General features: G+C 74.5%; 25 protein-coding genes and 1 pseudogene. 16 read left to right on the top strand and 10 right to left on the bottom strand.

Annotated features, from left to right (window positions below):
* The first annotated feature begins 232 nt into the window (after window positions 1–232).
* Together ACFUEL_RS11430 and ACFUEL_RS11425 are read left to right on the top strand one after the other, a co-directional pair.
* Window positions 233–709, top strand: coding sequence for a hypothetical protein (locus tag ACFUEL_RS11430; RefSeq protein ID WP_380235874.1), 477 nt, complete (start codon window positions 233–235; stop codon window positions 707–709).
* The gene (locus ACFUEL_RS11425) at window positions 706–2,268 is read left to right on the top strand and encodes a multicopper oxidase family protein (protein ID WP_380235873.1); all 1,563 of its coding nucleotides are present in this window, start codon (window positions 706–708) and stop codon (window positions 2,266–2,268) included. Before ACFUEL_RS11430 ends, ACFUEL_RS11425 begins: the two co-directional genes overlap by 4 nt.
* Before the next feature lie 72 nt (window positions 2,269–2,340).
* Here ACFUEL_RS11425 and ACFUEL_RS11420 read toward each other — a convergent pair whose 3' ends face one another.
* From ACFUEL_RS11420 to ACFUEL_RS11410, 3 genes are all read right to left on the bottom strand, one after another.
* Window positions 2,341–2,895, bottom strand: a complete 555-nt coding sequence (locus ACFUEL_RS11420; RefSeq protein ID WP_380235872.1) for a hypothetical protein — start codon at window positions 2,893–2,895, stop codon at window positions 2,341–2,343.
* 49 nt (window positions 2,896–2,944) lie between these two features.
* Window positions 2,945–4,258, bottom strand: coding sequence for a TIM44-like domain-containing protein (locus ACFUEL_RS11415; RefSeq protein ID WP_380235870.1), 1,314 nt, complete (start codon window positions 4,256–4,258; stop codon window positions 2,945–2,947).
* Window positions 4,259–4,896: 638 nt separating this feature from the next.
* Window positions 4,897–6,105 carry an SLC13 family permease gene (locus ACFUEL_RS11410; protein WP_380235869.1) on the bottom strand — a complete coding sequence of 403 codons (1,209 nt, stop codon included), beginning with the start codon at window positions 6,103–6,105 and terminating at the stop codon, window positions 4,897–4,899.
* Between the two features lie 309 nt (window positions 6,106–6,414).
* Here ACFUEL_RS11410 and ACFUEL_RS11405 point away from each other — a divergent pair, with 309 nt between their 5' ends.
* Entirely contained in the window at window positions 6,415–6,849 is a 435-nt protein-coding gene (locus ACFUEL_RS11405; protein ID WP_380235868.1) for an NUDIX hydrolase, read from the top strand.
* A gap of 152 nt (window positions 6,850–7,001) precedes the next feature.
* Entirely contained in the window at window positions 7,002–7,508 is a 507-nt protein-coding gene (locus ACFUEL_RS11400) for a nucleotidyltransferase domain-containing protein (RefSeq protein ID WP_380235867.1), read from the top strand.
* A gap of 274 nt (window positions 7,509–7,782) precedes the next feature.
* Here ACFUEL_RS11400 and ACFUEL_RS11395 read toward each other — a convergent pair whose 3' ends face one another.
* The gene (locus ACFUEL_RS11395) at window positions 7,783–8,217 is read right to left on the bottom strand and encodes a hypothetical protein (RefSeq protein WP_380235865.1); all 435 of its coding nucleotides are present in this window, start codon (window positions 8,215–8,217) and stop codon (window positions 7,783–7,785) included.
* 219 nt (window positions 8,218–8,436) lie between these two features.
* Here ACFUEL_RS11395 and ACFUEL_RS11390 point away from each other — a divergent pair, with 219 nt between their 5' ends.
* The 7 genes from ACFUEL_RS11390 (at window position 8,437) to ACFUEL_RS11360 (ending at window position 12,411) form a co-directional block, all read left to right on the top strand.
* Complete coding sequence (locus ACFUEL_RS11390) at window positions 8,437–8,940, top strand: hypothetical protein (RefSeq protein ID WP_380235864.1); 504 nt, start codon at window positions 8,437–8,439, stop codon at window positions 8,938–8,940.
* Window positions 8,928–9,533 (top strand): hypothetical protein, encoded by a 606-nt coding sequence (locus tag ACFUEL_RS11385; protein WP_380235862.1) that lies wholly within the window; start codon window positions 8,928–8,930, stop codon window positions 9,531–9,533. Before ACFUEL_RS11390 ends, ACFUEL_RS11385 begins: the two co-directional genes overlap by 13 nt.
* Before the next feature lie 11 nt (window positions 9,534–9,544).
* Window positions 9,545–10,003 carry a peptidase inhibitor family I36 protein gene (locus ACFUEL_RS11380; RefSeq protein ID WP_380235861.1) on the top strand — a complete coding sequence of 153 codons (459 nt, stop codon included), beginning with the start codon at window positions 9,545–9,547 and terminating at the stop codon, window positions 10,001–10,003.
* A 23-nt stretch (window positions 10,004–10,026) separates the two neighbouring features.
* A complete protein-coding gene (locus ACFUEL_RS11375) occupies window positions 10,027–10,527 on the top strand; it encodes a hypothetical protein (protein WP_380235860.1) in 501 nt (166 codons plus the stop codon).
* A gap of 17 nt (window positions 10,528–10,544) precedes the next feature.
* The gene (locus tag ACFUEL_RS11370; protein WP_380235859.1) at window positions 10,545–10,847 is read left to right on the top strand and encodes a hypothetical protein; all 303 of its coding nucleotides are present in this window, start codon (window positions 10,545–10,547) and stop codon (window positions 10,845–10,847) included.
* 302 nt (window positions 10,848–11,149) lie between these two features.
* Window positions 11,150–11,524: a hypothetical protein gene (locus ACFUEL_RS11365; protein ID WP_380235858.1), complete on the top strand. Its 375-nt coding sequence runs from the start codon at window positions 11,150–11,152 to the stop codon at window positions 11,522–11,524.
* Window positions 11,525–11,718: 194 nt separating this feature from the next.
* Window positions 11,719–12,411 carry a peptidylprolyl isomerase gene (locus tag ACFUEL_RS11360; RefSeq protein ID WP_380235857.1) on the top strand — a complete coding sequence of 231 codons (693 nt, stop codon included), beginning with the start codon at window positions 11,719–11,721 and terminating at the stop codon, window positions 12,409–12,411.
* Between the two features lie 9 nt (window positions 12,412–12,420).
* Here the strand turns inward: ACFUEL_RS11360 and ACFUEL_RS11355 are convergent, their stop codons facing one another.
* On the bottom strand, window positions 12,421–12,987 hold the full coding sequence (locus ACFUEL_RS11355) for an EF-hand domain-containing protein (RefSeq protein WP_380235856.1): 567 nt from the start codon (window positions 12,985–12,987) through the stop codon (window positions 12,421–12,423).
* 419 nt (window positions 12,988–13,406) lie between these two features.
* Here ACFUEL_RS11355 and ACFUEL_RS11350 point away from each other — a divergent pair.
* From ACFUEL_RS11350 to ACFUEL_RS11340, 3 genes and pseudogenes are all read left to right on the top strand, one after another.
* Window positions 13,407–14,189 (top strand): annotated as a pseudogene (locus tag ACFUEL_RS11350) (alpha/beta fold hydrolase); the annotation flags it as partial.
* A 162-nt stretch (window positions 14,190–14,351) separates the two neighbouring features.
* Window positions 14,352–14,564, top strand: coding sequence for an EF-hand domain-containing protein (locus tag ACFUEL_RS11345; protein ID WP_380235875.1), 213 nt, complete (start codon window positions 14,352–14,354; stop codon window positions 14,562–14,564).
* A gap of 160 nt (window positions 14,565–14,724) precedes the next feature.
* Entirely contained in the window at window positions 14,725–15,285 is a 561-nt protein-coding gene (locus ACFUEL_RS11340; RefSeq protein WP_380235855.1) for a DUF1990 family protein, read from the top strand.
* Between the two features lie 98 nt (window positions 15,286–15,383).
* On the opposite strand, the gene ACFUEL_RS11335 is transcribed toward ACFUEL_RS11340, so the two are convergent.
* Window positions 15,384–16,367, bottom strand: a complete 984-nt coding sequence (locus ACFUEL_RS11335; protein ID WP_380235854.1) for a serine hydrolase — start codon at window positions 16,365–16,367, stop codon at window positions 15,384–15,386.
* Window positions 16,368–16,971: 604 nt separating this feature from the next.
* The gene (locus tag ACFUEL_RS11330; protein WP_380235853.1) at window positions 16,972–17,805 is read right to left on the bottom strand and encodes a hypothetical protein; all 834 of its coding nucleotides are present in this window, start codon (window positions 17,803–17,805) and stop codon (window positions 16,972–16,974) included.
* A 288-nt stretch (window positions 17,806–18,093) separates the two neighbouring features.
* Between ACFUEL_RS11330 and ACFUEL_RS11325 the strand changes: the two genes are divergently transcribed.
* Window positions 18,094–18,897, top strand: a complete 804-nt coding sequence (locus tag ACFUEL_RS11325; RefSeq protein WP_380235852.1) for a metallophosphoesterase — start codon at window positions 18,094–18,096, stop codon at window positions 18,895–18,897.
* Between the two features lie 88 nt (window positions 18,898–18,985).
* On the opposite strand, the gene ACFUEL_RS11320 is transcribed toward ACFUEL_RS11325, so the two are convergent.
* From ACFUEL_RS11320 to ACFUEL_RS11310, 3 genes are all read right to left on the bottom strand, one after another.
* Complete coding sequence (locus tag ACFUEL_RS11320) at window positions 18,986–20,563, bottom strand: alpha/beta hydrolase (protein WP_380235851.1); 1,578 nt, start codon at window positions 20,561–20,563, stop codon at window positions 18,986–18,988.
* Window positions 20,564–20,720: 157 nt separating this feature from the next.
* Window positions 20,721–21,584, bottom strand: coding sequence for an alpha/beta fold hydrolase (locus ACFUEL_RS11315; protein WP_380235850.1), 864 nt, complete (start codon window positions 21,582–21,584; stop codon window positions 20,721–20,723).
* A 170-nt stretch (window positions 21,585–21,754) separates the two neighbouring features.
* Window positions 21,755–22,282 (bottom strand): MarR family winged helix-turn-helix transcriptional regulator, encoded by a 528-nt coding sequence (locus ACFUEL_RS11310; RefSeq protein ID WP_380235849.1) that lies wholly within the window; start codon window positions 22,280–22,282, stop codon window positions 21,755–21,757.
* A 157-nt stretch (window positions 22,283–22,439) separates the two neighbouring features.
* On the opposite strand from ACFUEL_RS11310, the gene ACFUEL_RS11305 reads away from it, so the two are divergent.
* Window positions 22,440–23,906: a DHA2 family efflux MFS transporter permease subunit gene (locus ACFUEL_RS11305; protein WP_380235848.1), complete on the top strand. Its 1,467-nt coding sequence runs from the start codon at window positions 22,440–22,442 to the stop codon at window positions 23,904–23,906.
* The last annotated feature ends 747 nt before the right edge of the window (window positions 23,907–24,653 follow it).

Genomic DNA, 24,653 nt, shown 5'->3' with positions numbered 1-24,653 from the left:
CCGCCCGCCAGGCCGCTCGGCGGTCGGGGCGGGGCGTGGTGCTCGAGCGGGACTCGAGCGGGACTCGAGCGCTCGCGCACTCGGATCCGCCCCCGCGCGGCGCCCGGCCGTCGGCCGTTTCCGTGCCCCGTGGGCGGTGGGACGCTCCTGAGGGCTGACGCCCGCTCAAACTACTTGAAAAATAAACAGACTTGGTGGTCTCCAAACAGTATGATCGAACACCGTTTCGACCATGGGGGATGCCATGTCCGAGTACCGCGAACCACCCCGCTGGCCGCTGATCGCCCTCCGGGTGACGGCCGGCCTCACCGCCCTGCTGGCCCTGGTCATGCCGTTCCTGGCCGGCGGCTTCCTGCAGGGCCACTACGCACTGCTGGACGCCCACAAGCAGACCGCGATGGTGCTGCTGACCACCGCCTTCCTGGCCTTCCTGGCCGGCCTGCTGGTGTGGCGCCTCTCGCGCGGCCCGGCCGGCCCCGCCGTCCAGTACGGAGTGCTCACCCTGCTGTGCAACGTGCAGTACGTCTTCGGCGACGAGCGGATCCTGCTGCTGCACGTCCCGCTCGGCGTGGGCGTGTTCGTGATGGCGGAGAAGTTCGCCGTGGAGGCGTTCAAGACCAAGGCCGGAACCAGGACCGCGGCCGCCACCGCCGAGGCCGAGGCCGGAAGCACGACCGCGGCCGCCACCGCCGAGGCCGGTGCCGAGTGAGCGGCCGGCTGACCAGACGCCAACTGCTGCGCGCCGGAGGCGTCACCGCCCTCGGACTGGGCGCGGCCGCCGGCCTCCCGCCGCTGATGAACCGGCTGCTGCCCGGCGGCGAACCCGGCAGACTGCTGCGCAGCGCCCTGCCGCTGCCCGCCCGCTACACCGCCGAACTGCCCGTCCCCGCCGTGCTGGAGCCGGTCCGCAGCGACGCCGGCGCCGACTACTACGAGATCACCGCGCGCCGCGCCACCGCCCGGCTGCTGCCCGGACACGACACCGAGGTGTGGGGCTACCAGGGCACCTTCCCCGGCCCGACCGTCGAGTCCCGCAGCGGCCGGCGCACCGTCATCACCCACCGCAGCGAGCTGCCCCGCCCGACCGCCGTCCACCTGCACGGCGGCCACACCCCGCACGACAGCGACGGCTACCCGCTCGACCTGGTCGGCACCGCGCACCACGACATGGCCGGCATGGGGGACATGCCGGGCATGGAGGGCATGGAGGGCGCCACCGTCCTGGCGCAGCGCGCGTACACCTACCCGATGGCGCAGCGCGCCGCCACGCTCTGGTACCACGACCACACCATGGGCTTCACCGGCCCGCAGGTCTACCGCGGCCTGGCCGGCTTCCACCTGGTCCGGGACGAGGAGGAGACCGCGCTCGGACTGCCGCGGGGCCCGCGCGAACTGCCGCTGATGATCGCCGACCGCTCGTTCGCCGCCGACGGCTCCTTCGCCTACCCCGAACTCCCCGGCGGCGCCCCCGGCGTCCGGGACGCCTACATGAACGGCGTGCTGGGCGACGTGATGCTGGTCAACGGCGCGCCCTGGCCGCTGGCCCGGGTCGACCGGGCCTGGTACCGGCTGCGACTACTCAACGCCTCCAACGCCCGGCGGCTGCGCCTGGCCCTGGACCCGCAGCCGTCCGGCGGCGGGGCGCTGGTGCAGATCGGCTCCGACGGCGGGCTGCTGGAGCGCCCGCTGCGGCACGACCGCGTCGACCTCGCACCCGCCGAACGCTGCGACGTGCTGGTCGACTTCTCCCGCTACCCCGCCGGGACGCGGGTGCGGCTGCTGAACCGGCTCGGCGACGGCTCCATCGGGGAGGTGATGGCCTTCGAGGTCGGCTCCGCGGCCGGCGACGGCTTCCGCCTCCCGGAGAAGCTCTCCACCGTCGAGCGGCTCGACCCCGCCAAGGCCGTCAACACCCGCACCTTCGTGTTCCAGAAGGGCAAGCAGCACTGGACCATCAACGGCGAGGAGTACCGGCCCGGCCGCTCGCTCGCCGCGCCCCGGCTCGGCCAGATCGAGGTCTGGCGCTTCGTCACCGACTTCCACCACCCCGTCCACCTGCACCTCGACCCGTTCCAGGTGCTCGGCCGGGCCGGCGGCGGACCCGGCGCCAACGACGCCGGATGGAAGGACACCGTCGACGTGCTGCCCGCCCAGGGCGTCGAGGTCGCCGTCCGGTTCACCGACTACGCCGGACGCTTCCTGCTGCACTGCCACAACCTGGAGCACGAGGACATGGCGATGATGGCCGAGTTCACCACCACCGAGTAGCGCCCGCGCGGACGCCCCTGGTCCCCCCGGTCCCCGGCCCCCCGGTCGACCCGGAGGACCAGGGCGTCCGGGTCACTCCTCCTCGTCCTCCTCGTCCTCCTCGTCCCACTCGTCCTCCTCGTCCTCCTCCGTGAACTCGGCGGCGTCGGGGAAGACGCTGGTGCTGATCCGCCCCGACAGCCAGCCGGCCAGGAACTCGACGGCGCCCACCGGGTGCGCGTCGTAGTACCAGCCCCGCGGGTTCCAGCAGACCACCGTCCACCCGTCCGGCGGCCCGGCGGTGAGCCAGCACACGCGGTCCCCGTTGTCGGTCCCCGCCCACGGCAGCAGGCCGCCCGGCTCCGGGTAGAAGGGGTACGGGCAGGCGTCCGGGTGCTTCGCCCGGAAGCCGCGCTCCTGCTCCAGCAGCCGCTTCGCCGGGCCGACCAGCAGGTCCGGCCCGCCGAAGGGCGTGAGCGGCGTCAGGAAGTCGGCGAACCGGTGGGCCCCGTACGCCCCGACCAGCCGCTTGAAGTCGGCGGGCAGATCCAGGCCGAGTTCCGCCGCCACCGCGCCCCAGTCCCCCTGCGCCCACCGCGGTCGCGGGGGCGGGGGGACGAGGCGGACGAGGTCGTCGAAGGCGTTCACGGGCCGAGCCTAGGGGGTGCGGCGGCCGCGGCCGCCGCCCGGCCCCCGGCTACCCCGCGTTGGTGGCGACCACGGTCCAGGTGTCGGCCGACGCGTCGTCCATCCGGAGGTCGAAGGAGAGGGCGATCGGACCGCGCCGGCGGGCGTCGCCGCGGAGCACCTGCTCGGTGCGCCGGTCGACCTCGTAGTAGACGCCCTCCGCGTCGACCGCGACGCGGAAGACGATCGGCTCGCGCGAGACCAGCGAGCGCACCGTGACCGACTTGATGACGGCCTCGCGCATGACGGTCCGGTTGGCCGTGCGCACGGAGGTGAAGTCCAGGCTGCCGTCGTTCATGACCCACTCCTCGAGGAACCGCTCGACGGCGACCTCCAGGACCGCCCGGTCGAACCGGCCGTCGAGCACGCTCAGGTCGCCGACGGCGGCGTCGGCGTCCGCGCTCCACGAGATGTTGGTCAGCGACAGGATGTCGCCCGCGCCCCTGACCGCCGTCCGCCCGGCCACCTCCAGCACCGCCGCGCGGGCGACCTCCTTCTGGTCCCAGCCGTCCGTCTCGATGGCGTTGGTCAGGTGGTGCGCGCCCTCGGCCGCCTGCTCGATCGAGGAGACGATCCACTCCCCGGCCTCGTTCTTGCGCAGCGTCCAGTACTCGACCGGGCGGGTCGAGCCGTCCTTGCGCACGGAGTCCGTGCCCTGGCTGCGGCGCACGTAGTCGTTGAGCGTCGCGGTGATCCGGAAGGTGACGGTGTCGTTCACCTCGCCCGTGCGGTTCGCGATGTCGACCAGCTCGACCACCGGGCCGGAGAGCACCTCCACGACGTTGACCTCGCCGCGCGACTCGTAGTCGCGCAGCTCCTCGGCCCACTTGCCGTACAGCACCGGGGACAGGATCTGCTGCAGCACGGCGTGGTCGTTGCGGGTCCAGGCCAGCTGGGCGGTCGTGTACAGCCAGACGGCCCGGCTCTCCAGGGCGGCCCGGTCGAAGCTCGCGTCGGTCTCGGCGAGGGCGTCGACCCGGGCCCCGACCTGGAGGGCGCGCTCGCGCGCCTGCTCGTCCGCGCGGTGCGCCGTGCGGTCCGACACCGTGTTCAGACCGGCGGCCTCGCCCGCCTTCCGGCGCCGGGACCTGAGCCACAGGAACAGCAGGACGATCGCCACGATGATCAGCAGGGCGAGCAGCCCGCCGCCCCCGCCGGCCCCGTAACCGAAGCCGAACCCGTGGCCGAAGCCGAACCCGTGGCCGGACGACCCGTGGCTGCCCCCGCTGCCGTGGCTGCCCCCGCCACTGAACCCGTGGCTGCCGCCCCCGCCGCGGGCGTACGCGAGCGTCGGGCTGCTCAGCGCGACGACTCCAGCGACCACAGTTATCCACCGACAGGCGCGCACTGGGCTCCCCCTTCAAGAAATCAGAGCTGTTCACCGCGAGCCTACAAGCCGCGGCGGCAGGCCGGTCAGTGCGGGCGGTCAGTGCGGGCGGTCAGTGCGGGCGGGTGATCAACCAGGACGGCAGCAGGGCGGTCGCGGTCGGGACGAACCGGAGGCGTACGCGCGGAGCCGGGAGGGAGAAGGGGGAGGGAGGTTCGGAGGGGGTGCCGGGCTCCGACGCTGCCGACCCGCCGCGCGCCCGGAAGCGGCTGCCCGCCCCGACGCGCCAGGCGGGCGGGCCGCCCAGGCCGGGAACGGCACGGGCCCGGACCGCGCCGCGGTGGCCCGCGAGCCCGATACGAATGCCGTCGGCGATGCCCGGAACGCCGTGGCCGGCACCACCGTGCTGACCGGCACCGAGGACGCGGAACCGGACCGCGCCTTCGACAGAGCCCCCTCCCACCCCGAGCCGGACATCCCCTGCCGCGCCCCGGTGCACCTCCGGCGCCGGACGAACCTCGACGACCTCGACGACCTCGACGGCCTCGACGGCCTCGACGACCCGGCCGCCACGGAGACCGGCCTCGCCGACACCGAGGCCCGGGACGAGTCGCCGCAGGACGGCCCGACCGCGCTCAGGCGCTGCCCGTCAGGGCGAGGGCCGCCGTGGCCAGGGTCACGGCGCCGACGGCGAGGACGGCCCCGGTGCCCGCCACGCTGCGCAGCGGCACCCGCAGGCCCGCGGAACGGCAGCGCTCGTACCAGAGCAGGGTGGCCAGCGAGGCCCAGGGGGCGATCAGCGGGCCGGTGTTGGTGCCGATCAGCAGGGCGAGGAGCTGCTGGTGGTTGCCGGGCGGGACGGCGCCCTCACCGGCGAGGTAGACCGGCAGGTTGTTGAGCAGGTTCGACAGGCCCGCGCCGACCGCCGAGGCCCGGAACAGGCCCAGCGTCCCGCCGTCGGAGCCGATCGCGGAGGCGAGCAGCCGGTGCAGGCCGTGCGCGTCCACGGTCTGCACCACCAGGAACATCCCGGGCACCATCACCAGCAGCCGCCAGGGCACCAGCGAGGCGCGCAGCGCCTCCGGGCGGCGGACGGCGTGGGCCGCGACGGCCACCGCGGCGGCCGCGCCCGAGGCCGCCCACAGCGGGACGGCGGCCACCAGACTGCAGACCAGGAACCCCGCGCAGGCCAGCGCGCAGACCCGGAACAGCACCCGGTCCTTCGGCCGCTGGACGGCCGGCGGCAGGTAGCGGTCCGCGCCGCGCCGGCCGCGCCGCCAGTAGAACCCCCACAGGCAGGCCATGGTGGCGAGCAGCGCGGTCAGCTGCGGCGCCCACATCTCCCGGGCCAGCCCGGCGCTGGAGAGCGCCACCCGGTCGGCGGCCAGCAGGTTGGTCAGGTTGGAGACCGGCAGCAGCAGGCTCGCCGTGTTGGCCAGCCAGACCGTGGTCATCGCCAGCGGGAGCGGCGCGATCCCCACCCGGGAGGCGAGCGCCAGCATCACGGGGGTCAGCAGCACCGCCGTGGTGTCCAGGTTGAGGACGGCCGTGGTGAGCGCCGCGAATCCCACGCACAGCAGGAACAGCACCGGGTAGCTGCCCCGGCCCGCCCGCGCCACCCGGGCCGCGAGCACGTCGAACACCTCCGCGGCACTGGTCAGCTCGGCCAGCACGATCACCGAGGCCAGGAAGGCGAGCAGCGGAGCGATCCGCTGCCCGGCCGCCCCTGCGGAGTCCGCCGGGAGCAGTCCGGTGGCGAGGAAGAGGAGGCCGAGGGCGAGCAGACCGCCGGCCAGCAGGTCGAGCGGGTGCGGCCGTCGGACGGCGGGCCAGTACGCGAACACGGACGCCAGGGTCGCACAGCGCTCCGGAAAACCCACCACGGCCCCCGGCGGCCGGCTGACGGTCGAGGCCACCGACAACGCCGTCCACCAGCGCATCGGCGACACCTTTGCCGAGCCCGACCGCCCCCGCCGTCCCACCGGCGGCCACCGCCGCGTCCTCGCCGTGCCCGCCCACCTCCGCCGCGACGGGCGGCCGGGCGGGCGGACGGATGGGCGGACGGCCGGATGGGCGGGCGGGCACGGCCGAGGGCCTGTCGGCGCGGGTCGGTAGCATCCGGGGAACGGGCGGACGGACGGGGGAGCGGGCGCATGGAGGCGGAGCACGGCGAGCTGGTCCGGCAGGCGCGGGCCGACGGCATCGAGGCGCTGCTGGGCGGGGTGGTCGTCCTCGACGGCAGCGGGCGCGTCCTGCTGGTCCGGCGGATGCCGGACGACTACCTCGGCGGCTGGTGGGAGATCCCCGGCGGCTCGCTCGACCCCGGGGAGGCGCCGCGGGCCGGCGCGGCCCGCGAGCTCGCCGAGGAGACCGGCCTCACCGGCCTCCGCCTGGACTACCTGCACGCCGCCGACTTCACCGGCCGCAGCGGAGTCCGGGCCCGCCAGTTCGTCTACACCACCACCGTCCCCGACGGCACCCCCGTCACGCTCACCGAGCACGACGCCCACCGCTGGGTGCCGCTCGACGCCCTCCCGGAGGTCAGCGCCCACCACCGGAGCGCCCTCGGCCGCCTGACGCGGCGTTAGAAGCCGCTGCCGTACCGCTCGAGGTGGTTGCCGGTCGAACGGGTGAGCCGGGACGCGCGCTGGTCGGAGCCGGGCAGTAGCCGGTGGCCGGCTGTGCCGAACCGCCGGGTATCTCGGTGGCGGCGGATCGTCTGCGCTGCCAGAGTGCCCCGGTGCTGAACGAATCCGATGTACTCGAAGTGCTGGACCTGCTCGAGGGCGCAGGGGCTGTGGCGTGGGTGGACGGCGGCTGGGGCGTGGATGCCCTGATCGGGAAGACCACCCGGATCCATTCGGATCTCGACCTGGTCGTTCTGTCGGACCAGCTCGGCGTAGTGCGGGACGCGCTGGTCGAAGCCGGGTTCACGAAGGTCCTGCGGGACCGGCTTCCCACCGCGCTGGCCGTCGCGGACAGTGCAGGCCGGGAGATCGACCTGCACCCCATCGCCGGCTCCTCCCGGGAAGGCGGACAGCAGCTTCTCCCGGGCGGCGAACGGTTCCACTACCCAGCGCCGGCAACCGGGACCATCGGCGGGCGCCAGGTCCCGTGCGTCGACGCGGCAACGCAGGTGCAGTGCCACCTCGGCTACGAAGCCACGGACAAGGACCGCCAGGACATGGCCCGGCTGCACGCCGGCACGGGAGTCGGCCTCCCCCCGGATTACATGCCTGCGCCTTGAAAGGCCGTTGTTCCGACCTTGAGGACCGTCGGTCGAACCGGACTCTCGACCGGGTGACTGCGGCGCCTGCCGTGCACGGGAACAGGGCCTCGTGGCAGCCCGAAGGGTGGTTGTGCCGACGAGCTGTCCAGGAGGCCCTGTTGTCGCGCTTCCACACCCCGCGCTTCCACACCCCGCGGTTCCACACCCCGCCGCTTCCCGAGACCGCCGATCCCGTGCCTGATCGGTGGAAGCACGCCCCTCACGCCCGGAAAGACAGCAGCTTCCCAGGCCCTCACCAGGGACGGCGCGGGTCCTGCGGCGAGGTGTGGTACCCGTCGGGCACTGGGGTCGCGGTCCGCCACAGCAGGCCAGGGCTCGGCGGGCACGCCTCGCCCGACGGGCACGGCGGGTACAGCCGCCGGTGGTTGGGCAGCGGGACTTCGGTCAGCACGCCGTCCTGGATCATCCACAGCCCGAAGCAGTCGTCCTCCTCGTCGTGCGCCAGCACCTGCACGCTCTCGGGGTGCGGCCAGGGCAGCGACTCCAGGTACCGGAACAGGCCCGACCGCGGGCGGACGTGGTCGTACTCGACGAACCACCCGTAGAAGGTGCCGCCGAGGTGGGCGAACTCGCCGCTCCACTCGCGTTCGCCGTCCCGTTCCAACAGCGGCGCCATCACCTCGTCCATGAAGTGCGCCAACACGATCACTTCGGCGTTCCTGCTCATGGTGAGGAGTATCGCCGCACCGGGGGAGCGCGGGACAAGCGGTTTCCCGGGCCGGGCCGGGCGGGGCCGAGCCCGGACTCGCCGATCGGGTGACAGTGCGTCAACGAAGCGATAGGCGGGACGCCGCCCTGGTGATGACTGAGCGTGACCGTCGAGTGCTTCGGCGGCCGTCCCGTCCCAGGGGCGTCCCACCCGCAGCAGGACCCGATCAGGAGAACCATGCCCCGTACACCCCGGCCCCGCCGCCTCCCGGCGGCCCTCGCCGTCCTCGCGAGCGTCCTCGCGCTGACCGCCGCCGCCCCGGCCCCCGCCGTCGCGCCCGGCCCGGCGACCCCCGCGATGCCGCCCGCCGCCCGCGACGCCGAACCGGTCTGCACCGGCGCCGCCGGCCCCGCCCTCCCCGTCACCGGCGGCACCGTCACCTGGTGCGAGACCGCCGCCGGCGGACGCCTCACCTTCACCAACACCGGGCGCGCCTACGCCGACCTCTCCCTCGTCGTCTACGACTGCGACGGCGGCCGGGCCCCCGCCGTGGACGCCGCGAAGTGCGCCGACACCCTCAAGGGCACCAGCGACGTCATCTGGCGGCAGATCAGGTCCAAGGAATCGGTGTACGCCGACTTCGCCATCCCGAAGGGCTCCAACGCCCAGGTGTGGTGGACCGCCGACAGCCCCGACCGGGCCGGCGACCTCAAACTCCTGGGGACGCCGTGGAACTCCTGACCGCCGCCCGCCCGCTGCGCACCCTCGCCGCGCTGCTGCTCGCCGCCGCCCCGCTGGCCGTCCCGCCGGCCGCCGCACCCGCCCGCGCACAGGAACCCACCGTCGAGTGCGACGGCCAGTGGCACTTCGAGCCCGTCGGGGACCCGGCGTTCAAGCGCGAGATCGCCGACAAGTTCACCCTCGACAACCGCAACGGCCCCGAACCGCTCGACCAGACCGAGCGGACCAAGGAGAGCCTGACCAAGACCTTCTCGCACCAGGTCGACCTCGGTTTCGAGGTCACCACCGAGGCCGGCGCCAGCTTCGGGGTCTTCTCCGCCGGCGTGCAGACCAGGTTCGGCGCGAACTACGGGTTCACCGTCACCCGGAGCAACGAGGTCGAGAAGGAGACCGAGATCCGGCTGGTCGCCGGCCCCGGCGTCGGCTACACCCGCTACGTCGGCATCGAATCCGTCCAGGTCACCGGCTACTACGAGCGGATCCTCGACTGTGACAAGCGGACCCAGCGCTACCAGCGCATCGGCCCGGTCACCGAAGAGGCCCCGCTCAAGGGCAAGGCCGTGTGGACCGAGACACTCCCCGACTCCAAGTGAGGACCCGCCCGATGCGCCCGCGCCCGCTTACCCCCGCCCTGGCCGCCCTGCTGCTCGCCGCCGCCCCCGTCCTGGCCGTCCCCGCGCAGGCCAGCCCCGCCCCCACGCCCCCCGTCCGGGCCACCGCCGTCAGCAACCCGCCCGGCGTGCACATCCTCAACGGCGACAGCCGCACCGCCCGGCACGTCGACTGCCCGGTCGGCTGGGTCTGCCTCTACGACGGCGTGCACTTCGACTACGCCGCCGTCGCGCTGCTGCCCGGCACCGAACTCCCCGACACCGAACGCCTCGACCTCCCCGACGGCTCCCGGTTCACCGGGGACGAGGGCATCTCCGCCTGGGTCAACAACTCGCCGGTCGCCTACTGCTGGTACCCCGGCAAGGACTACGCGGGCACCACCACCGCGATGGCCCCCGCCGCCACGGGCAACGCCCACAACCACGCGCTCAAGTCACTCCGCCCGTGCTGAACCGACCTTCTCCCGGGAGCCGCATGAACCCCCTCCGCCGCCGGGCCGCCGCCGCGGCCGCCGCCCTCGCCGCGGCCGCCGTCCTCACCGCCACCGGCACCCAGGCCCACTCCTCGCCCGCGCACCCCTCTCCCGCGCACTCCTCACCCGGGCACGCCCCGCTCGGGCGCGCCGCCGTCGCCGATCCCGCCGTCGCCGATTCCGGTGCGCGGGTCCAACGGCTGTGGGCGGTCGACGGCGACGAGCAGCTGGTGCCCGCCGGGCAGCAGGTGCCCGTCCGGCTCAAGGTGCGCGCCGTCGACGGCGACCGCCACCCCGTGCCGGGCGCCACCGTCCACTTCTCCACCCCCGGGCCGGGCCTGAAGTTCCCCGACGGCGGCGACGACGCGGACACCGTCACCGACGCCGACGGGTACGCCCTCGCCCCCGCGCTGAGCGCCGTCGGGGCGCCCGGTCCCGACCTGGTCACCGCCGCCGTCGGCGAACGGGCCCAGGTCGCCTTCGAGATCACCATCGTCCAGTGACCGGGAACGGGAGCACCGTGAACCGACCCCTGCGGCGGCCCGCCCGCCCGCGCCACCTGCGGCTGGCCGCCACCGTCGCCGCGACCGCCGTGGTCGCCGTCGGCACCACCGCCGCCGCGCTCGCCGACCCCGCACCGGGCGCCACCACCACCGTCGCCCCGCGCTGGGAGTACCGCTGGGCCGTCGCCCAGCCCGGCGGCCGCACCGTCGGAGACCTCGAACAACTCGGCAAGGAGGGCTGGGAGGTGGTCGGCCCCGTCAACGAGTACACCGCCGACCGGTGGAACTTCCTGCTGAAGCGGCAACTCCCCGAGAGCTGACCCCGCCCGACGCCCCGCACGCCCCGCACGCCCCGTCGGCCCCGCGCACCCGCCCGGCCGACGGGGCGCCGGCACGCCCGCTCGGCTGACAAGGCGTCGGCGCACCAGCCGGGCTGACGGGGCGTCGGCGCACCCGCCGAAAACGCGGTGCGCGCGCAGCCGCCCGGCTCATTCCCTGCGTCCCGGCAGCCCGACCGCATCCGCCGCGCCGCCCGTGCCCGCCCGCTCCGGAGCCGAAACACCGGGAACCGAGGGGCGGCAGGGGGCGGAGCCGGGGGTGAGAGACCGAGGAGAGACCCCGGATGGCCCGTCGCCCCCCGAAGCAGCCCGGCTTCGCCGCCTTCGTCGCGGGCCTGCCGCCCGCGCCCGAACCCCCCGTCCCGGGACGGCTCTGGCCCGGCAGTTCCCGCGAGTTCACCGACGCGCACGGCTACCACTGGCGCCGCCGCGGCCGCACCGGTCTCGATCCCCGGCGGGCCGCCCGGCTGGTCCGCGACGCCGACGTGATGATCAGCGGCCCCTGGGAACTGCACCACCTCGCCCCCGGGGAGCGCGCTGCCGCCTGGGCCGAGGCCACCGCGGCACCCGCTCCCGGCGAGGAGGGGATCAGCTACGCGGCGTACGAGTTCGTCTCCGAGGAGGGGCTCACCCTGCTCTACCTGGAGCGCCACTGCTGAGCCGCCGGGCGGACCCGCGCGACAGGGGGCGTGGCGTGCGGGGACGGGGGAGCGGCGAGGGTCCGGCGGGCCCCGGCGGGCCGGCGGGAAGGGTGGGGCGAGGGTGCGGCGAGGTTCGAAGGGCGCACAGAGTGGGCAGGTCCCTGCCAACCCTGCCCGTTGCCCGATCCTCTACCACTCGCGGAGGCCGTCGAATGAAGCGCACGACCTGGAGCGCCGGACTGACCGTCCTGGCCATGGTGTCGCTCGCCCTGTCCACCACCGGTACGGCGTCCGCCGCCCCATCGGCCGGGAACGCCGCCGGAAGCACGGCCGGGAGCACGGCCGCCGGGTGCACCTACACCGCGGCCGTGCCCGCCGACAACTTCAAGGGCATCCCGGTCTTCGACGCCAAGAAGGCCGCCAAGCCCTACAGCGCCACCCTCCGCACCAGCCAGGGCGCGATCACCTTCCAGGCCCTCACCGACAAGGCCCCCTGCACCACCTACTCCTTCCGCTTCCTCGCCGAACGCGACTACTTCGACCGCACCCACTGCCACCGCCTCACCACCCAGCGGCTCTACGTCCTGCAGTGCGGCGACCCCACCGGCACCGGCAGCGGCGGCCCCGGCTACTCCTTCCCCGACGAGAACCTCGAAGGCGCCACCTACCCCGCCGGCACCGTCGCGATGGCCAACGCCGGGCCGAACACCAACGGCAGCCAGTTCTTCATCGTCTGGAAGGACACCAAGCTCTCCCCGGCCTACACCCCCTTCGGCCGGGTCACCTCCGGCCTCGACGTGCTGCAGAAGATCGCCGCCGGCGGCGAGGACGACCAGAACGGCCCCGGCGACGGCTTCCCGACGCTGCCCGTCAACATCCGCGACGTCAAGATCTCCAAGCGCTGAGCGACCGCGTCACACCCCGGCGGCACCCTGCCGCGCCGCCGGGGCCAGCGCCCCGCACAGGTGGTTGCCCGGATCCGCCGGGTCCGCGCTGATCCAGAACTGCGCCCACAGCTCGGTGAACTCCGCCCGGGAGAGGAAGCCGTCGCCGTCCAGGTCGACCAGCTCGAACACCCCGGTGGTGTCGGTCGGCCGCCCGTTCCACACCTCCACCAGGCGGCGGTGCTCCTCCCGGGAGATCCGGCCGTCGCCGTTCTCGTCGATCGCCTCGAAGACGGTGTCCGCCGTCGTCGTCACCGCCTCCCGCATTTCGGGCAGCCGGTCCACCATGGCCAGGATCTCGTCCATGTCCACCAGCCCGTCGCCGTTGGTGTCCGCCGCCTCGTACAGCGCGTCCCACCAGCCGAGCATTACCCGCTCCACCCGGGCCGCCAGCTCCGGATCCGCCGCCACCCGGGGCAGCCGCCCCCACCGGTCCGCCAACGCCCGGAAGTCCTCCTGATCGAGGTAGCCGTTCCCGTCCGCGTCGAACGCCTGGAACATGCCGGTCAGCTTGTACCGCTGGAACTCGCTCGCCATGGCCGTGCCCTTCCCTGGAACCTCTCGCGACCTGCGAGGCTGATCCTTTCCACTGCGCACCGTGCTACGGCAGCGCGCGGTCGCACACCGCACGGACCACCGCGCGCCGGGGGAGCGCGGAGCCATCCGCGCGCCGGTCGGCGCCATGACGTCCGTCCTGCCGGGGCCCGAGCAACGGGCCACTTCCGCCGGGTTCTTGACGCCCCTGGGGTCGCCGCCATGACGCGCACAAGGAACCCCGAAGCCGCCGACCGCACCGAACCCGACACCCCCGACACCCCCGACGGCGCCGAACCGCGGATCGCGGATCGCGGATCGCGGAACTCAGCCCGATCGGCGGCGTCAGCGAGGACGGTCCGTCGGGCCGGGGCGGCGGTACGGTACGGCCCGGACGGGTGCGCGAGGAGAGGGCGGACGGGATGGCGGCGGACCGGCAGGAGCACCGGACGGCCTCCGGCGTCAGGATGCGCCGGATCGCCACCGGCCCCGGCGGCCCGGACTGGCTGCTCGTCCCCGGCGGCCCGGGACTCGGCTCCGAATCCCTGCTCGGCCTGGCCCGCACCGCCGAACTCCCCGGCAGCGTCTGGCTGGTCGACCTCCCCGGCGACGGCTCCCACCGCGACGCCGGGCCGCCCGACGGGCGCTGGCCCGGCGTGCTGGCCGAAGCCGCCGACGCCGTCGACCGCCCCGCCGCGGTCGGGCACTCCACCGGCGGGATGTTCCTGCTCTCCGTCCCCGCCCTCGCCGAGCGCCTCACCGCCCTCGCCCTCGTCAGCAGCGCCCCGCACGCGGGCTGGCGCGACAGCTTCGCCCGGTGGGCCGCCGCCCACCCCCTGCCCGGCCTCGACACCGCCGCCGAGCAGTACGGCCGCCACCCCGACGACACCACCCTGCGCGCCCTCACCCTGGCCGCCGCCCCCTGGAACTTCACCCCCGCCGCCCTGCCCGCCGGCCGCCGCCTGCTGGCCGGACTCCCGTACAACCAGCGGGCGGTGGCCTGGGCCGACACCTACTTCGACGCCGCCTACCGGGCCCGCTGGGCCCCCGGCCCCGACGGGCCGCCCACCCTCGTCCTCGGCGGCGCGGAGGACCACGTCGTCGACCAGGGCCTGTGGCGCGGGGCCCCCGGCTTCCACGGCCCGCGGACCCTGCACCGCACCGTCCCCGCCGCCGGACACTTCCCCTGGGTCGACAACCCCGCCCCGGTCCGCGCGGCCTTCGCCGAACTCGCCGCCCTGCTGCCCCGACCCGCCCCGCCGACCGGGACCGGCCTGTCGGTGCGCCCGGAACTGCGGCTATTGTGGCCCGCGCGCCGAACACACGGCGTCAGTACCGGTGCAACAGCAAGAAGAGGGGTGGGTCCGGTGGCGGACATCGAAGCGGCACGGACGGCATTCGCGCGCCTGGACGTCGACGGCGACGGGCGGGTCACCGCGCGCGAGTACAAGGCGGTCATGGCCCAGCTCGGCGACTACCACGTCACCGAGACGGTCGCCCAGGCGATCATCAACGCCAAGGACGCCAACGGCGACGGCAAGCTCTCCTTCGAGGAGTTCTGGGCCTCCGTCCAGGGCTGACCCCGACAACCCCGCCCTCCTCCGGCCGGCGCGGCAGCGCCCACGGCCGGAGGGGACGGCGGGTGAGGTGCACCACAGCCGCACCGCCCGACCAGGCCGGACGCCCCGGCGGCGGCCACCGGCCCTGGCCCCCCGGCCCCGCGCGGCGTACAACTGGTGGATGCCGTCGAACGACCTGCGCCGACGCCACCTCGCCGCCTCCGCCGCCGCGCCCAGCTACCCCGAGGTCGGCGCCACCGCGGCCGCCGCCCTGCCGCCCGGCTACGCCTGGCTGCGCCGCCGCGTCCACCTCGGCCACGGCCGGGCCGTCCTCGAGCGCGCGGGCCGGTACGTCCTCGACTGGGGCGCCCAACTCGGCTCGGGCTTCGCCGTCCACCCGGCGGCGGCCCGCACCACCCCCGGAACCACCGTCCTGCTCCGGCTCCGCCTACCCGGGCTGCGCCTGCCCCGGCTGGTCATCCCCTGCCGGGTGGTCTGGGCCGTCGAGACCCCCGACCGGATCGGCTTCGCCTACGGCACCCTGCCCGGACACCCCGAGTGCGGCGAGGAGTCCTTCACGGTGAGCATGGACGCCGACGGCGAGGTCTGGTTCGAGGTCACCGCCTTCTCCCGGCTCGCCTCCTGGTACGCCCGGCTCGGCCGCCCCGTCGCGCTCGCCCTCCAGCACCTGGCGATCGAACGCTACCTGCGGGCGGTCGCCCGCGCGGCCGCGGCCCCCTGAGCCTGACGACCCCTGAGCCGGACGATCCCTGGGCAGCCGCCGCCCGCTCGAGCGGGACGGCCCCCTGAACGGGATGACCCCTGGGCGGACGGCCCTGCCTACCCCTGGGCGGCGGCCGCGAAGGACCGCACCGCCGCCGAGGCCACCGACTCCACCAGCGCGATGCCCGCCTCCTCGCTCGCCGAGCCGTCGCTCAGCACCGACACCAGCAGGCTCCGGCCGCCGTACTCGACCTGGCCGATGCTGTTGACCACCCACAGCCCGGTGCTGTCCCGGGACAGCCAGCCGTTCTTCAGCTTCACCGCGCCGCCCTGGTCCGCCGCGGAGACGCCCCAGTCCTGATCGTCCGCGACCAGGCCCATCAGCTTCGCCAGGTAGGCGCGGGAGGCGGAGCCCAGCGGCGAGTCCTCGGTGAACACCACCCGCAGCAGCCGGGCCTGGTCGGCCGCGGTGGTCTCGGTCAGGCCCCAGAAGCCGTCCGTCCCGGCGACCGTCCCGGTCAGCCCGAAGACCGCGTTCGCCGCGTCCAGTCCGCTCGCGCCGCCCACCGCGTCGAACAGCGTGGTCGCCGCGGCGTTGTCGCTCCGCTCGATCATCAGCGCGGCCGCGGACTTCTGCGCACCGGTCAGCACGCCGTCGTTCTGCAGCAGCAGCGCGGCCAGGATGTCGACCTTGACGATCGAGGCGGTCACGAAGGAGTCGTCGCCCCAGGCGGCGGACGCCCCCGAACCGGGATCGGCCACCGTGACGGCGAAGTGCCCGCCGAGGGCACCGACCGCCGCGGCGAGCGCGGTGTCCGCGGCGGTCGCCCCGTCACTGCCCGTCGTCTCGCCCGCCGTGTCCTCCGCCGTGTCCTTCGCCGTGTCCTCCGTGCTGTTGGCCGTCGCCGTCGCCGTCGCGCCGTCCGCCGGGGCCGTGGCGGAGGCCGCCGCGTTCGCCGGGACGCCGGTCGTCGGACGGGAGACCACCAGCCACGAACCCAGCGCCGAGAGCAGCACCGCCACGACCACCGCCCGCCTGATCCGCCTGGTGCGACGTTCCTGCCGGCGGGAGGAGGTCCGTGATTCGGGTGGTGCTGTCATGCGGACGATGCTCGGCCGCCCGTCTTGACCGGCGATGAGCCCCGTCTGAGGGCGCGCTGAGAAGCCCCGGCGGAGAGCCCGCAAGGACCCGACGCGACCCTTGCGCGGTTCCCCGAGCGAATGAGCGTGATGAGGGCCCGCACCCTCGATGCGGGCCACTGCCGTAGTGCTCCGGCCGGGCGCCCGCAGCGAGACGCCGGCCGTCCCCGGCTCCACCGGCGGCCGTACGCCTCCGCCCCGGCGAGCGGCAACACCGCCGCTGTGCCCGCCTCCGCCTCTGCCACCGCCCGTCGGCTGCGCGTCCAGGTGTCCGCCAACTCCGCCCGACCGCAGCACAGTTGCCCGAGTCCGAGGCGTACGGCCCGCCTCCGGCGACATCCGGGCACCCGCCGCGCCGACCGGTCCGGCGTACCCCCGCCCGGCCCGGACCCGGCAGGATCGAACTGACCCGGAGCGCGGCCACCGGACAACACCGACGCCCAACGGCGCGGGCGCCCCGGCGGTGTCCGGCACCCGAGGCAGCGCCGTCCTCATCCCCGGGCAGGCACCGTTGCACCGGGGGCCCGGCCGGACGGAGCGGTCCTCTTCCCGGCCGGGCCCGTGCTCACGCCCGCGGGCCGGCCGCGTGCAGGTGCGGGGCGCCGTCCGGCGGCCGGTGCCAGGAGGTGCGCAGCCCGCAGGCGGCCAGCGCGGTGCCCACCGCATGGTGCATCGCCTCCCGGACGGCCGTCGCCACGGGCGGCGTGCCGGGCAACTGCGACGAGGAGCGCCAGGCGACATCGACGACCGGTGCCGGTGCCGGTGCCGCGTCCGGGGCTGTCGGGAGGGGTGCGCAGGCCGCCAGCGCGACACCGGCCGCACGGGCGTGCCGGGCGAGCGGCAGTCCCGCCAGGGCCGCGCTGCGGCGGACGGCCGCGACGGCCTCCGCCGGAAGCGCCTCCAGGGCCCCCACGGCCTCCCCGGACCCTCCGGCCGCACCTGGCTTCCCGCCCTCCCCGTCCTCCCCGTCCGCCCGGTCCTCCTGCCCCGCGCCATCCGCCGGGCCCTCTCCAGGGCCGACCAGGGTCGGCCCGGCCGCGGTGGCCCTGGTGGCCCTCAGGCCGAGGGAGGGCAGGAGTTCGGCGAGCGCCGTCTCCAGACTGTCCGCCACCACCTGCCGGGTCCGGGGCCACGGACCGTCGCCCCCGGCCGCCGCGGCGTCCTCCAGCCGGGCCGAGCACAGCCAGCGCAGCGTCAGCGGCCACCGCTCCGGATCGGAGCCGACCGCGGCACCGGCGGCACCGTCGCTGCCGGTGGCGAGCAGGTGGACACCGGGCCCGTGCCCGCCGTGCGCGACCGGCAGACCGACCATCAGCAGCGCTTCGACGACCCGGTCGGCCAGCAGCGGATCCACCTCCGCCTGCCGCGCACCGGCCGTCGCCACCCCGTGGACTCCCATCCCGCCACCCCTCCTCACCGCGGGGCGCTCCCGCGCGTGAGACTATCCATGAACACGTAAAGCCCGTCAACAGCCCGTCAGTAGTCCATCAGCAGCCTGCCAACAGCCCGCCAACAGCCCGGCGGCGAGCGAGCCGGCGGACGACGGACGGGCGGGCGGGCTGTCGGCGGACGGCGGGCCGCGCCGGGCCCGCCGGGCGTGAAGACGGCGTGCGGCCGGTGTGCCCGTACCGGAACACCGCCCCCGCCCGTACCACCGGCCCCGCCCGCACCCTGATAGCGTCCCGCCGTGTCCCCTTCACCTGCCCCGCTGTACGCCGCGGCCGACGTCCACGGCCACCGTGCGGAGTTCCTGGACGCACTGCGCGGCGCCGGCCTCGCCGACGCCGACGGCCACTGGTGCGGCGGCCGGGCCCGGCTCTGGATGCTCGGCGACTACGTCGACCGCGGTCCCGACGGCATCGGCGTCATCGAGGACATCCGCCGCCTCGCCGCCCAGGCCCGCGACGCCGGCGGCCGGGTCGGCGCCCTGCTCGGCAACCACGAGGTGCAACTGCTCGCCGCCCACCGCTTCGGCACCGCCCCCGTCCCCGGCTGGGACCAGCCCGGCGGGTTCCACGGCGGCTGGTCCCGCTTCGGCGGCCAGGAGGAGGACCTGCGCCGGCTGACCCCCTCCCACCTCGACTGGCTCACCGCCCTGCCCGCCGCGGCCCTGGTCGAGGACCACCTGCTGGTCCACTCCGACACCACCCAGTACCTCGAACTCGGCAGCAGCGTCGGCGCCGTCAACGCCGCCGCCGCCCGGGCCCTCGCCGACGAACGCCCGGCGGCCTGGCTGGAGTTCAGCCGTCTGATGAGCTCCCGCGGCGCCTTCCGGGGCGCCCGGGCCGGCCACCCGCACGACCCCGTCGCCCGCGTCCTGGACACCCTCGGCGGCAGCGTCCTCGTCCACGGCCACAGCACCCTGGTCAAGCACTTCGGCATCCCCCCGCAGCACGTCCGGGAAGCCCTGCGCTACGCCGGGGGCCGGGTCGTCGCCATCGACGGCGGAGTCTACGAGGGCGGCCGGATCCTGCTCGCCCGCCTGCTCTGACCACCCCGGTCCGGACGACGGACGGGCCCCGCCGGGAAGCGTCCCGACGGGGCCCGTCCGCACCGCGCGGTGACGGACCGCCAGCGCGTCAGCCGGTGGGGCAGTGGGTGCCCGCGGCCGGCATGGCGCCGTTGACCAGGAAGCCGTTCACGGCGTCCCGGATGCAGCTGCTCTTGCCGTACGCGGTGTGGCCGTCGCCGTCCCGGGTCAGCAGGGTGGCGTTGGCGAAGCCGGAGGCCAGCTTCTCCGACCAGGCGTACGGGGTGGCCGGGTCGCCGGTCGAGCCGACCACCAGGATCGGCGCGCTGCCGGTCGCCTTGACGACGTGCGGCTGCTCGGTCGAGTGGTACGGCCAGGAGCGGCAGTCCGGGTCGAAGAGGTTCGCCTCGGTGAAGTGCGCGGCCACCAGCGGGGCCTGCTGGTGGGCCTCGGCCAGCGCGGCCTGCAAGCGCTCGGCGCTCGGCGTCTCCGCGCCCGGGTCGTCGCAGTGGATCGCGGTGTAGGCGTCGAACATGTTGGTGTAGTGGCCGTTCGCGTCACGGCCGTTGTAGTCGTCCGCCATGGCGAGCAGGTAGTCGCCCTTGTCGCGGACCATCGCCCAGCCGATCGCGTTGCGCAGGTACTCCCACGACTTCTGGCCGCCGTAGAGCATGCTCAGCGTGCCGTTCCACCCCGCCGCCGCGGTGAGCTCGCGGTCCTTGCCGACCTTCAGCGGGTGCTCGCGCAGGCCGTCCAGGAAGGAGGCGAGCTTCTGCGCCGCCTTGTCCGGGTCCTTGCCGAGGCTGCACTGCTCCTGCTTGGTGCAGTCCGCGGCGAACGCCTTCAGCGACTTCTCGAAGCCCGCGAACTGCTGGACCAGCAGGTCGAGTTGGTCCGCGGTCGGGTCGACGGCGCCGTCCAGGACGAGCCGGCCGGTGCGGTCGGGGAACTGCTCGGCGTAGCTGGAGCCCAGGTAGGTGCCGTAGGAGAAGCCCAGGTAGTTGAGCTTCTGGTCGCCGAGGGCACCGCGCAGCACGTCCAGGTCACGGGCGGCGTCCGCCGTCCCGACGTGCGGGAGCAGCTTGCCGGAGTTGGCCGCGCAGGCGTCCGCGTACGCCTTGCCCCGGTCGTCCGCACGGTCGTCGGACAGCGCCCAGGTGTCGTGCGCGGCGTCGTCCATGCAGTGCACGGCGGTGCTCGCGCCGACCCCGCGCGGGTCGAAGCCGACCAGGTCGTAACGGGCGTTCAGGTCCTTGAACGAGTCGCCGCTGTACTGGAGTTGCTCGATACCGGAGCCGCCCGGACCGCCCGGGTTGAGCAGCAGCGAGCCGAGCCGGTCGGCACCGGTCGCGGGCTTGCGGGAGAGCGCGACCTCGATGCCCTCGCCGGCCGGGTCCGCGTAGTCCAGCGGCACCTTCAGACGGCCGCACTGGAGCGCGGACTCGTCGATCTTCTCGGTCTTCGGGTCGTCCGCGCAGGGCGCCCAGGCGACCTGCTGGGTGTAGAACCCCTTCAGCGCGGGATCGTCGGCACCGGTGGGCTTCGGGGACGGGCTCGGCGAGGCCGAAGGGCTCGCCGAACCGGTGGGCGGGGCAGCGGAGTTGTGGGGGGTACCGCCGCAGGCGGTGAGCAGGACGGCCAGTGCGGCGGCGGGGAGCGCCCGGCGGACAGGCCGGGTAGTACGCATGATCACCGCGTATGAGTATCACCCGACCGGCACCCGAGTCGCGCGATTATCGTTTCGTCATCAAACTGTCGCCGTACGGCCTCCGCCACTTCGGCCCCGCCCCCTCCATCCCTCCACCCCTCACCCCTCACCCCTCCACCTCTCACCCCTCCATCCCTCACCCTGTCCCGCCCTCCAGTGAGGTGAGCACCTCGTGCAGCCGCTGCGCCGTTCCGCGCGGACGGGAGGCGTACCCGTTGTGCCCGCCCGGGAAGACCGGACAGCCGGTGCCCAGCTCCGCGGCGAGCAACTCGCCGCACCGGTGCGGCCAGGCGGGGCCCGAGTTCGCGCCGACGCCGGCCACCGCCTGCACGCCCGACGCCTTCAGTGCGGCCGGGTCGAACCGGTGCTCCCGGAGCGATGCGATGTCGTGCCGCAGCAGGAACTCCGCGTTGCGCACCTGTTCCGGCCCCCGGGCCCGTGCCGGGGCGTCGGGCTCGCGATCGGCCGGGTCGATGCCTGCGAACTGCGCGAACCTGCGCAGCGCGGCGTCCACCCCCCGCGCCTCGAACGCCTCCTGGGCGCCCAGCAGGTCCCGCAGGGCGGCGGCCCGTTCCGGCTCCGGCAGCAAGTGGACGGCCGCCGGCTCGTGCGCGACGACCGCGCGGGCCTGTGTGGGGTGCCGGAGTGCGAACTCCAGCGCGATCAGCCCGCCGAGACTGCTGCCGAAGACCAGGGCGGGCTCCCCGGTGACCGCTGCCAGCAGCCGCGACACGTCCTCGGCGTGCACGGCCACCGTCGTCCGCCCCGGCTCGTCCACGGTGCTGCCCGACAGCCCGCGGCGGTCGTAGGTGACGACGGTGTACCGGTCGGCCAGCCGTCCGGCCAGCGCGTCGGTCACCCCCGCGTCCCCGTGCCCTCCGGCGACCAGCAGCAGCACCGGGCCCGTCCCGCGGACGAAATGGTGCAGCCGTGCGCCGGGCACCTCCAGCACCGACTCCCGCACGGGCCCCTCTGCCGGCTCCTCCACGGATTCCTTCATCCGACGTGCACCTCCCGCTCGTAGCGGCCGCCCCCTGGCGGCTTGCTCCGAGCATGGCCGCCCGCCCGGCGGCGGGGGAGCGGAGAGCCTGCCCTAGGAGCGCCGCTCCCAGGCGGCGCCCCGCGGCCCGCTCCGGTGTGTATCGCGCCTGTTGTTCCAGCGGGGCCGGTTCAGTCGCTGTCGCTGTCGCCGCCATTGCCGCTGCTGCTGTCGCTGTTGCGGTGCTCCGGGTCCGTGGCGCCCTCGGGGTCCACCGCGGTGCGGATGCGTCCCAGCAGTGCGCGCAGTTGCTCGCGTTCGGCGCTGCTCAGTGCGCCGGTGGCCGCGGCGAGGGCGGCCCGGTCCAGTTCCTCCGCCTCCCGGTGGCAGCGCGTTCCCTCCTCGGTGAGGGTCAGTAGGAACGCGCGCCGGTCCGAGGGGTGCCGGACGCGTTCGACCAGCCCGTCGCGCTCGAGGCTGTCGACGATGGTGGTCGTGGTGCGGGGGGCGTTGCCCACGTGTTCGGCGAGGTCGCGCATGCGCAGCGGCTCGCCCGCCAGGGCCAGCACGCGCAGGGTCCGCAGCCGGGCCACCGAGGCGCCGTGCTCGCGCAGCCTGCCGTCCACGAAGGTGCGCAACCGGTGGGTGGTGGCGAACAGTTCGTCCACCAGGGCGTCGCTGCTGCCGAACCGCTGCCGCGCTCCCGCTTCCTCTGCCATGCCGTGCCTTCTCCATCCGCTTCGGGTGCGCCGGCTCCCGGAGTCCGGTTCCCGGAGTCCGGGTTCCGTGGCCCCGCAGGTTTCCTGAGCACAATCATAGTGAGTATGCTCAGCTTCTATGAGCACCCGCCTGGGCCAGCGCCGTGTCGTGCCCATCATGGCTGTCCTGACCACCTTCATCTGCATCGTCGACGGCGCCATCACCACCGTCGCCCTCCCCAGCATCGCCCGGCAGTTCGATCTGGCCCCGGCCGCCCTTACCGGGGTCGTGGTGGTCTACCCGGTCTGCCTGTCCATGATGATCCCGGCCTCCGCGTGGCTGATCGAACGCCACGGCGGCCGCCGCACCCTGCTGCTGTCGCTGGCGGTGTTCACCGCCGCCAGCGGTCTGTGCGGTGCTGCGCCGAATCTGACTGCTCTGGTCGGGGCCCGGGCCCTGCAGGGTTTTGCGGCCGGTCTGCTCATGCCTACTTCGCAGGCCCTGCTCTTTCGTACCTTCAGCCAGGCGGAGCAGGTCCGGCTCTCCCGGTTGATGGTCATACCGCAGCAGATCGCTCCGGCCATCGCCCCGCTGCTCGGGGGGCTGCTTGTCACGGGTCTGTCCTGGCGCTGGGTGTTCTACGTGAACGTCCCCTTCGGTGCCGCCGCGGTGCTGTTCGGCGCCCTCTTCCTCGCCGAGCACCGCGACCACGCCGCCGGCCGCCTCGACCTGCCGGGCCTGCTGCTGTGCGGTGCCGCCACCGCCACCGTGATGTACGGCGTCTGCGCCGGCCCGGACCTCGGCTGGGGGCGCCCCCGGGTGCTGGGCGCGCTCGCCGCCGGCGCCGTGCTGCTCGTTGTCGCGGTCCGGCAGCAACTGCGCACCCCCGAACCGGTCCTGCGGCTGCGCCTGTTTCGCGACCGGCTCTTCCGGGACACGAACCTGGTCAGCCTGGTCGGTTATGTGCCGATGCTGGGTGCGATGTTCCTCGGGCCGGTTTTCATCCAGGAGGCGCGGGGCGGCTCGGCTCTGGACAGCGGCACCACCACCTTCACGGAGGCGTTCGGCGTCCTGGTGACCATGCAGGTGGTGGGCGCGGTCTACCACCGGGTCGGTCCGCGCCTGATCATCGGTACGGGCCTGTTCGGTGTCGCCGGTGTGATGCTGCTGTTCGCGACAGCCGATGCGGGTACCAGTCTGTGGGCCCTGCGCGGGTACATGTTCCTGCTCGGTCTGGCCATGGGCGCGGTCTTCATCCCCACCACCATCGCCTCGTTCAGTACTGTCGACCGCGCCGACGTGGCCCACGCCGCCACCCTCAACACCGTTGTCCGGCAGGCGGGCAGTGCTCTTGCGCCGGCTGTCGTCACCTCGGTCCTGGTCCTCGGTGCCGGTGCCGGGGCCGGTGGTGGCGGTGGCGGTGGCGGGAGTGTCCAGCCGCCGCTGTCCTCCTACCAGCTCAGCTACTTCGTCCTGGCCGTCGTCGCTGTCGCCGCGGGCCTCTACGCCTTCACCATGCCCGACGGCCCCGCCCGCAGCGCCGCCCCCGGCGGTACCGCGTCCCGCACCGCCGCCTCCGGCTCCCGCCCGCGTCCGCGTCCGCTCGCCCGCATCCGGCAGAAGGCCGACCGCCAGGCCCGCTGACCGTCCGGCCCACCGACTGTCCGGCCCGCCGGACGACCGGACGGGGCGGTGGGGGAGTGGTGCCGGCCTCCGTCCCTTTCCCCCTTCCCTTCCGCCTCTCCGGGGCCTGCCGAGAGCCGTCCCGATCCGGCTCCGCGTCCCTTCGCTGGGCATCGACACCGCCCTGCTGCCGCTCGCTTTTGTCGGCGGTGTTTTCCCGTATGCCCTGTATGCGCCCGGTCCTGCCCCACCAACCTCAGGGCCCGATCGCCTTCGCCCGGCAGCCCGAACATCTTCCGGGCCACTTCCCCGCGACGAACAGGTGCCGATAGATCGTCACCTGCCGCCGAGGGATGCCACAGAGAGTTGCCACATCCGCCAGGGCATGCTCCAGAACCGGGTCATCCGTTTCCCGGCACGCAGCAAAACCAGTCGGGGCAAGCCCGAACGTGACGCTGAGGGAACGGAGACGGCGACCAAGCTGAGGCATGGCCACCACCCTCGCACATGGCTTGATCAACATGAAGTTCAAGCGACAAGCTGCAGCCGACGGCCCTCCGCCCACCAGGCTAAGGGCCGTCACCGTCGAGTGCCGCCATTTCTCGTGAACATCCGCAGTCTTCAAGATCGCCAACTGCTGCCCAAACCGCTGACCAAACGCTGCTACTTCACGGGTTCTGGTCCAACTTCTGTGAATGGTGACGCTGAGTCACGAAATCCCGCTCTCCGGGATGGGCGGAGCGACTTGTCGGTGGTGAGTGTCATGAT

This window comes from Kitasatospora sp. NPDC057198 (assembly GCF_042670125.1).
Lineage (GTDB): Bacteria > Actinomycetota > Actinomycetes > Streptomycetales > Streptomycetaceae > Kitasatospora.
The sequence above is the reverse complement of the archived record's forward strand: the minus strand, read 5'-3'. Positions and strand labels throughout refer to the sequence as shown.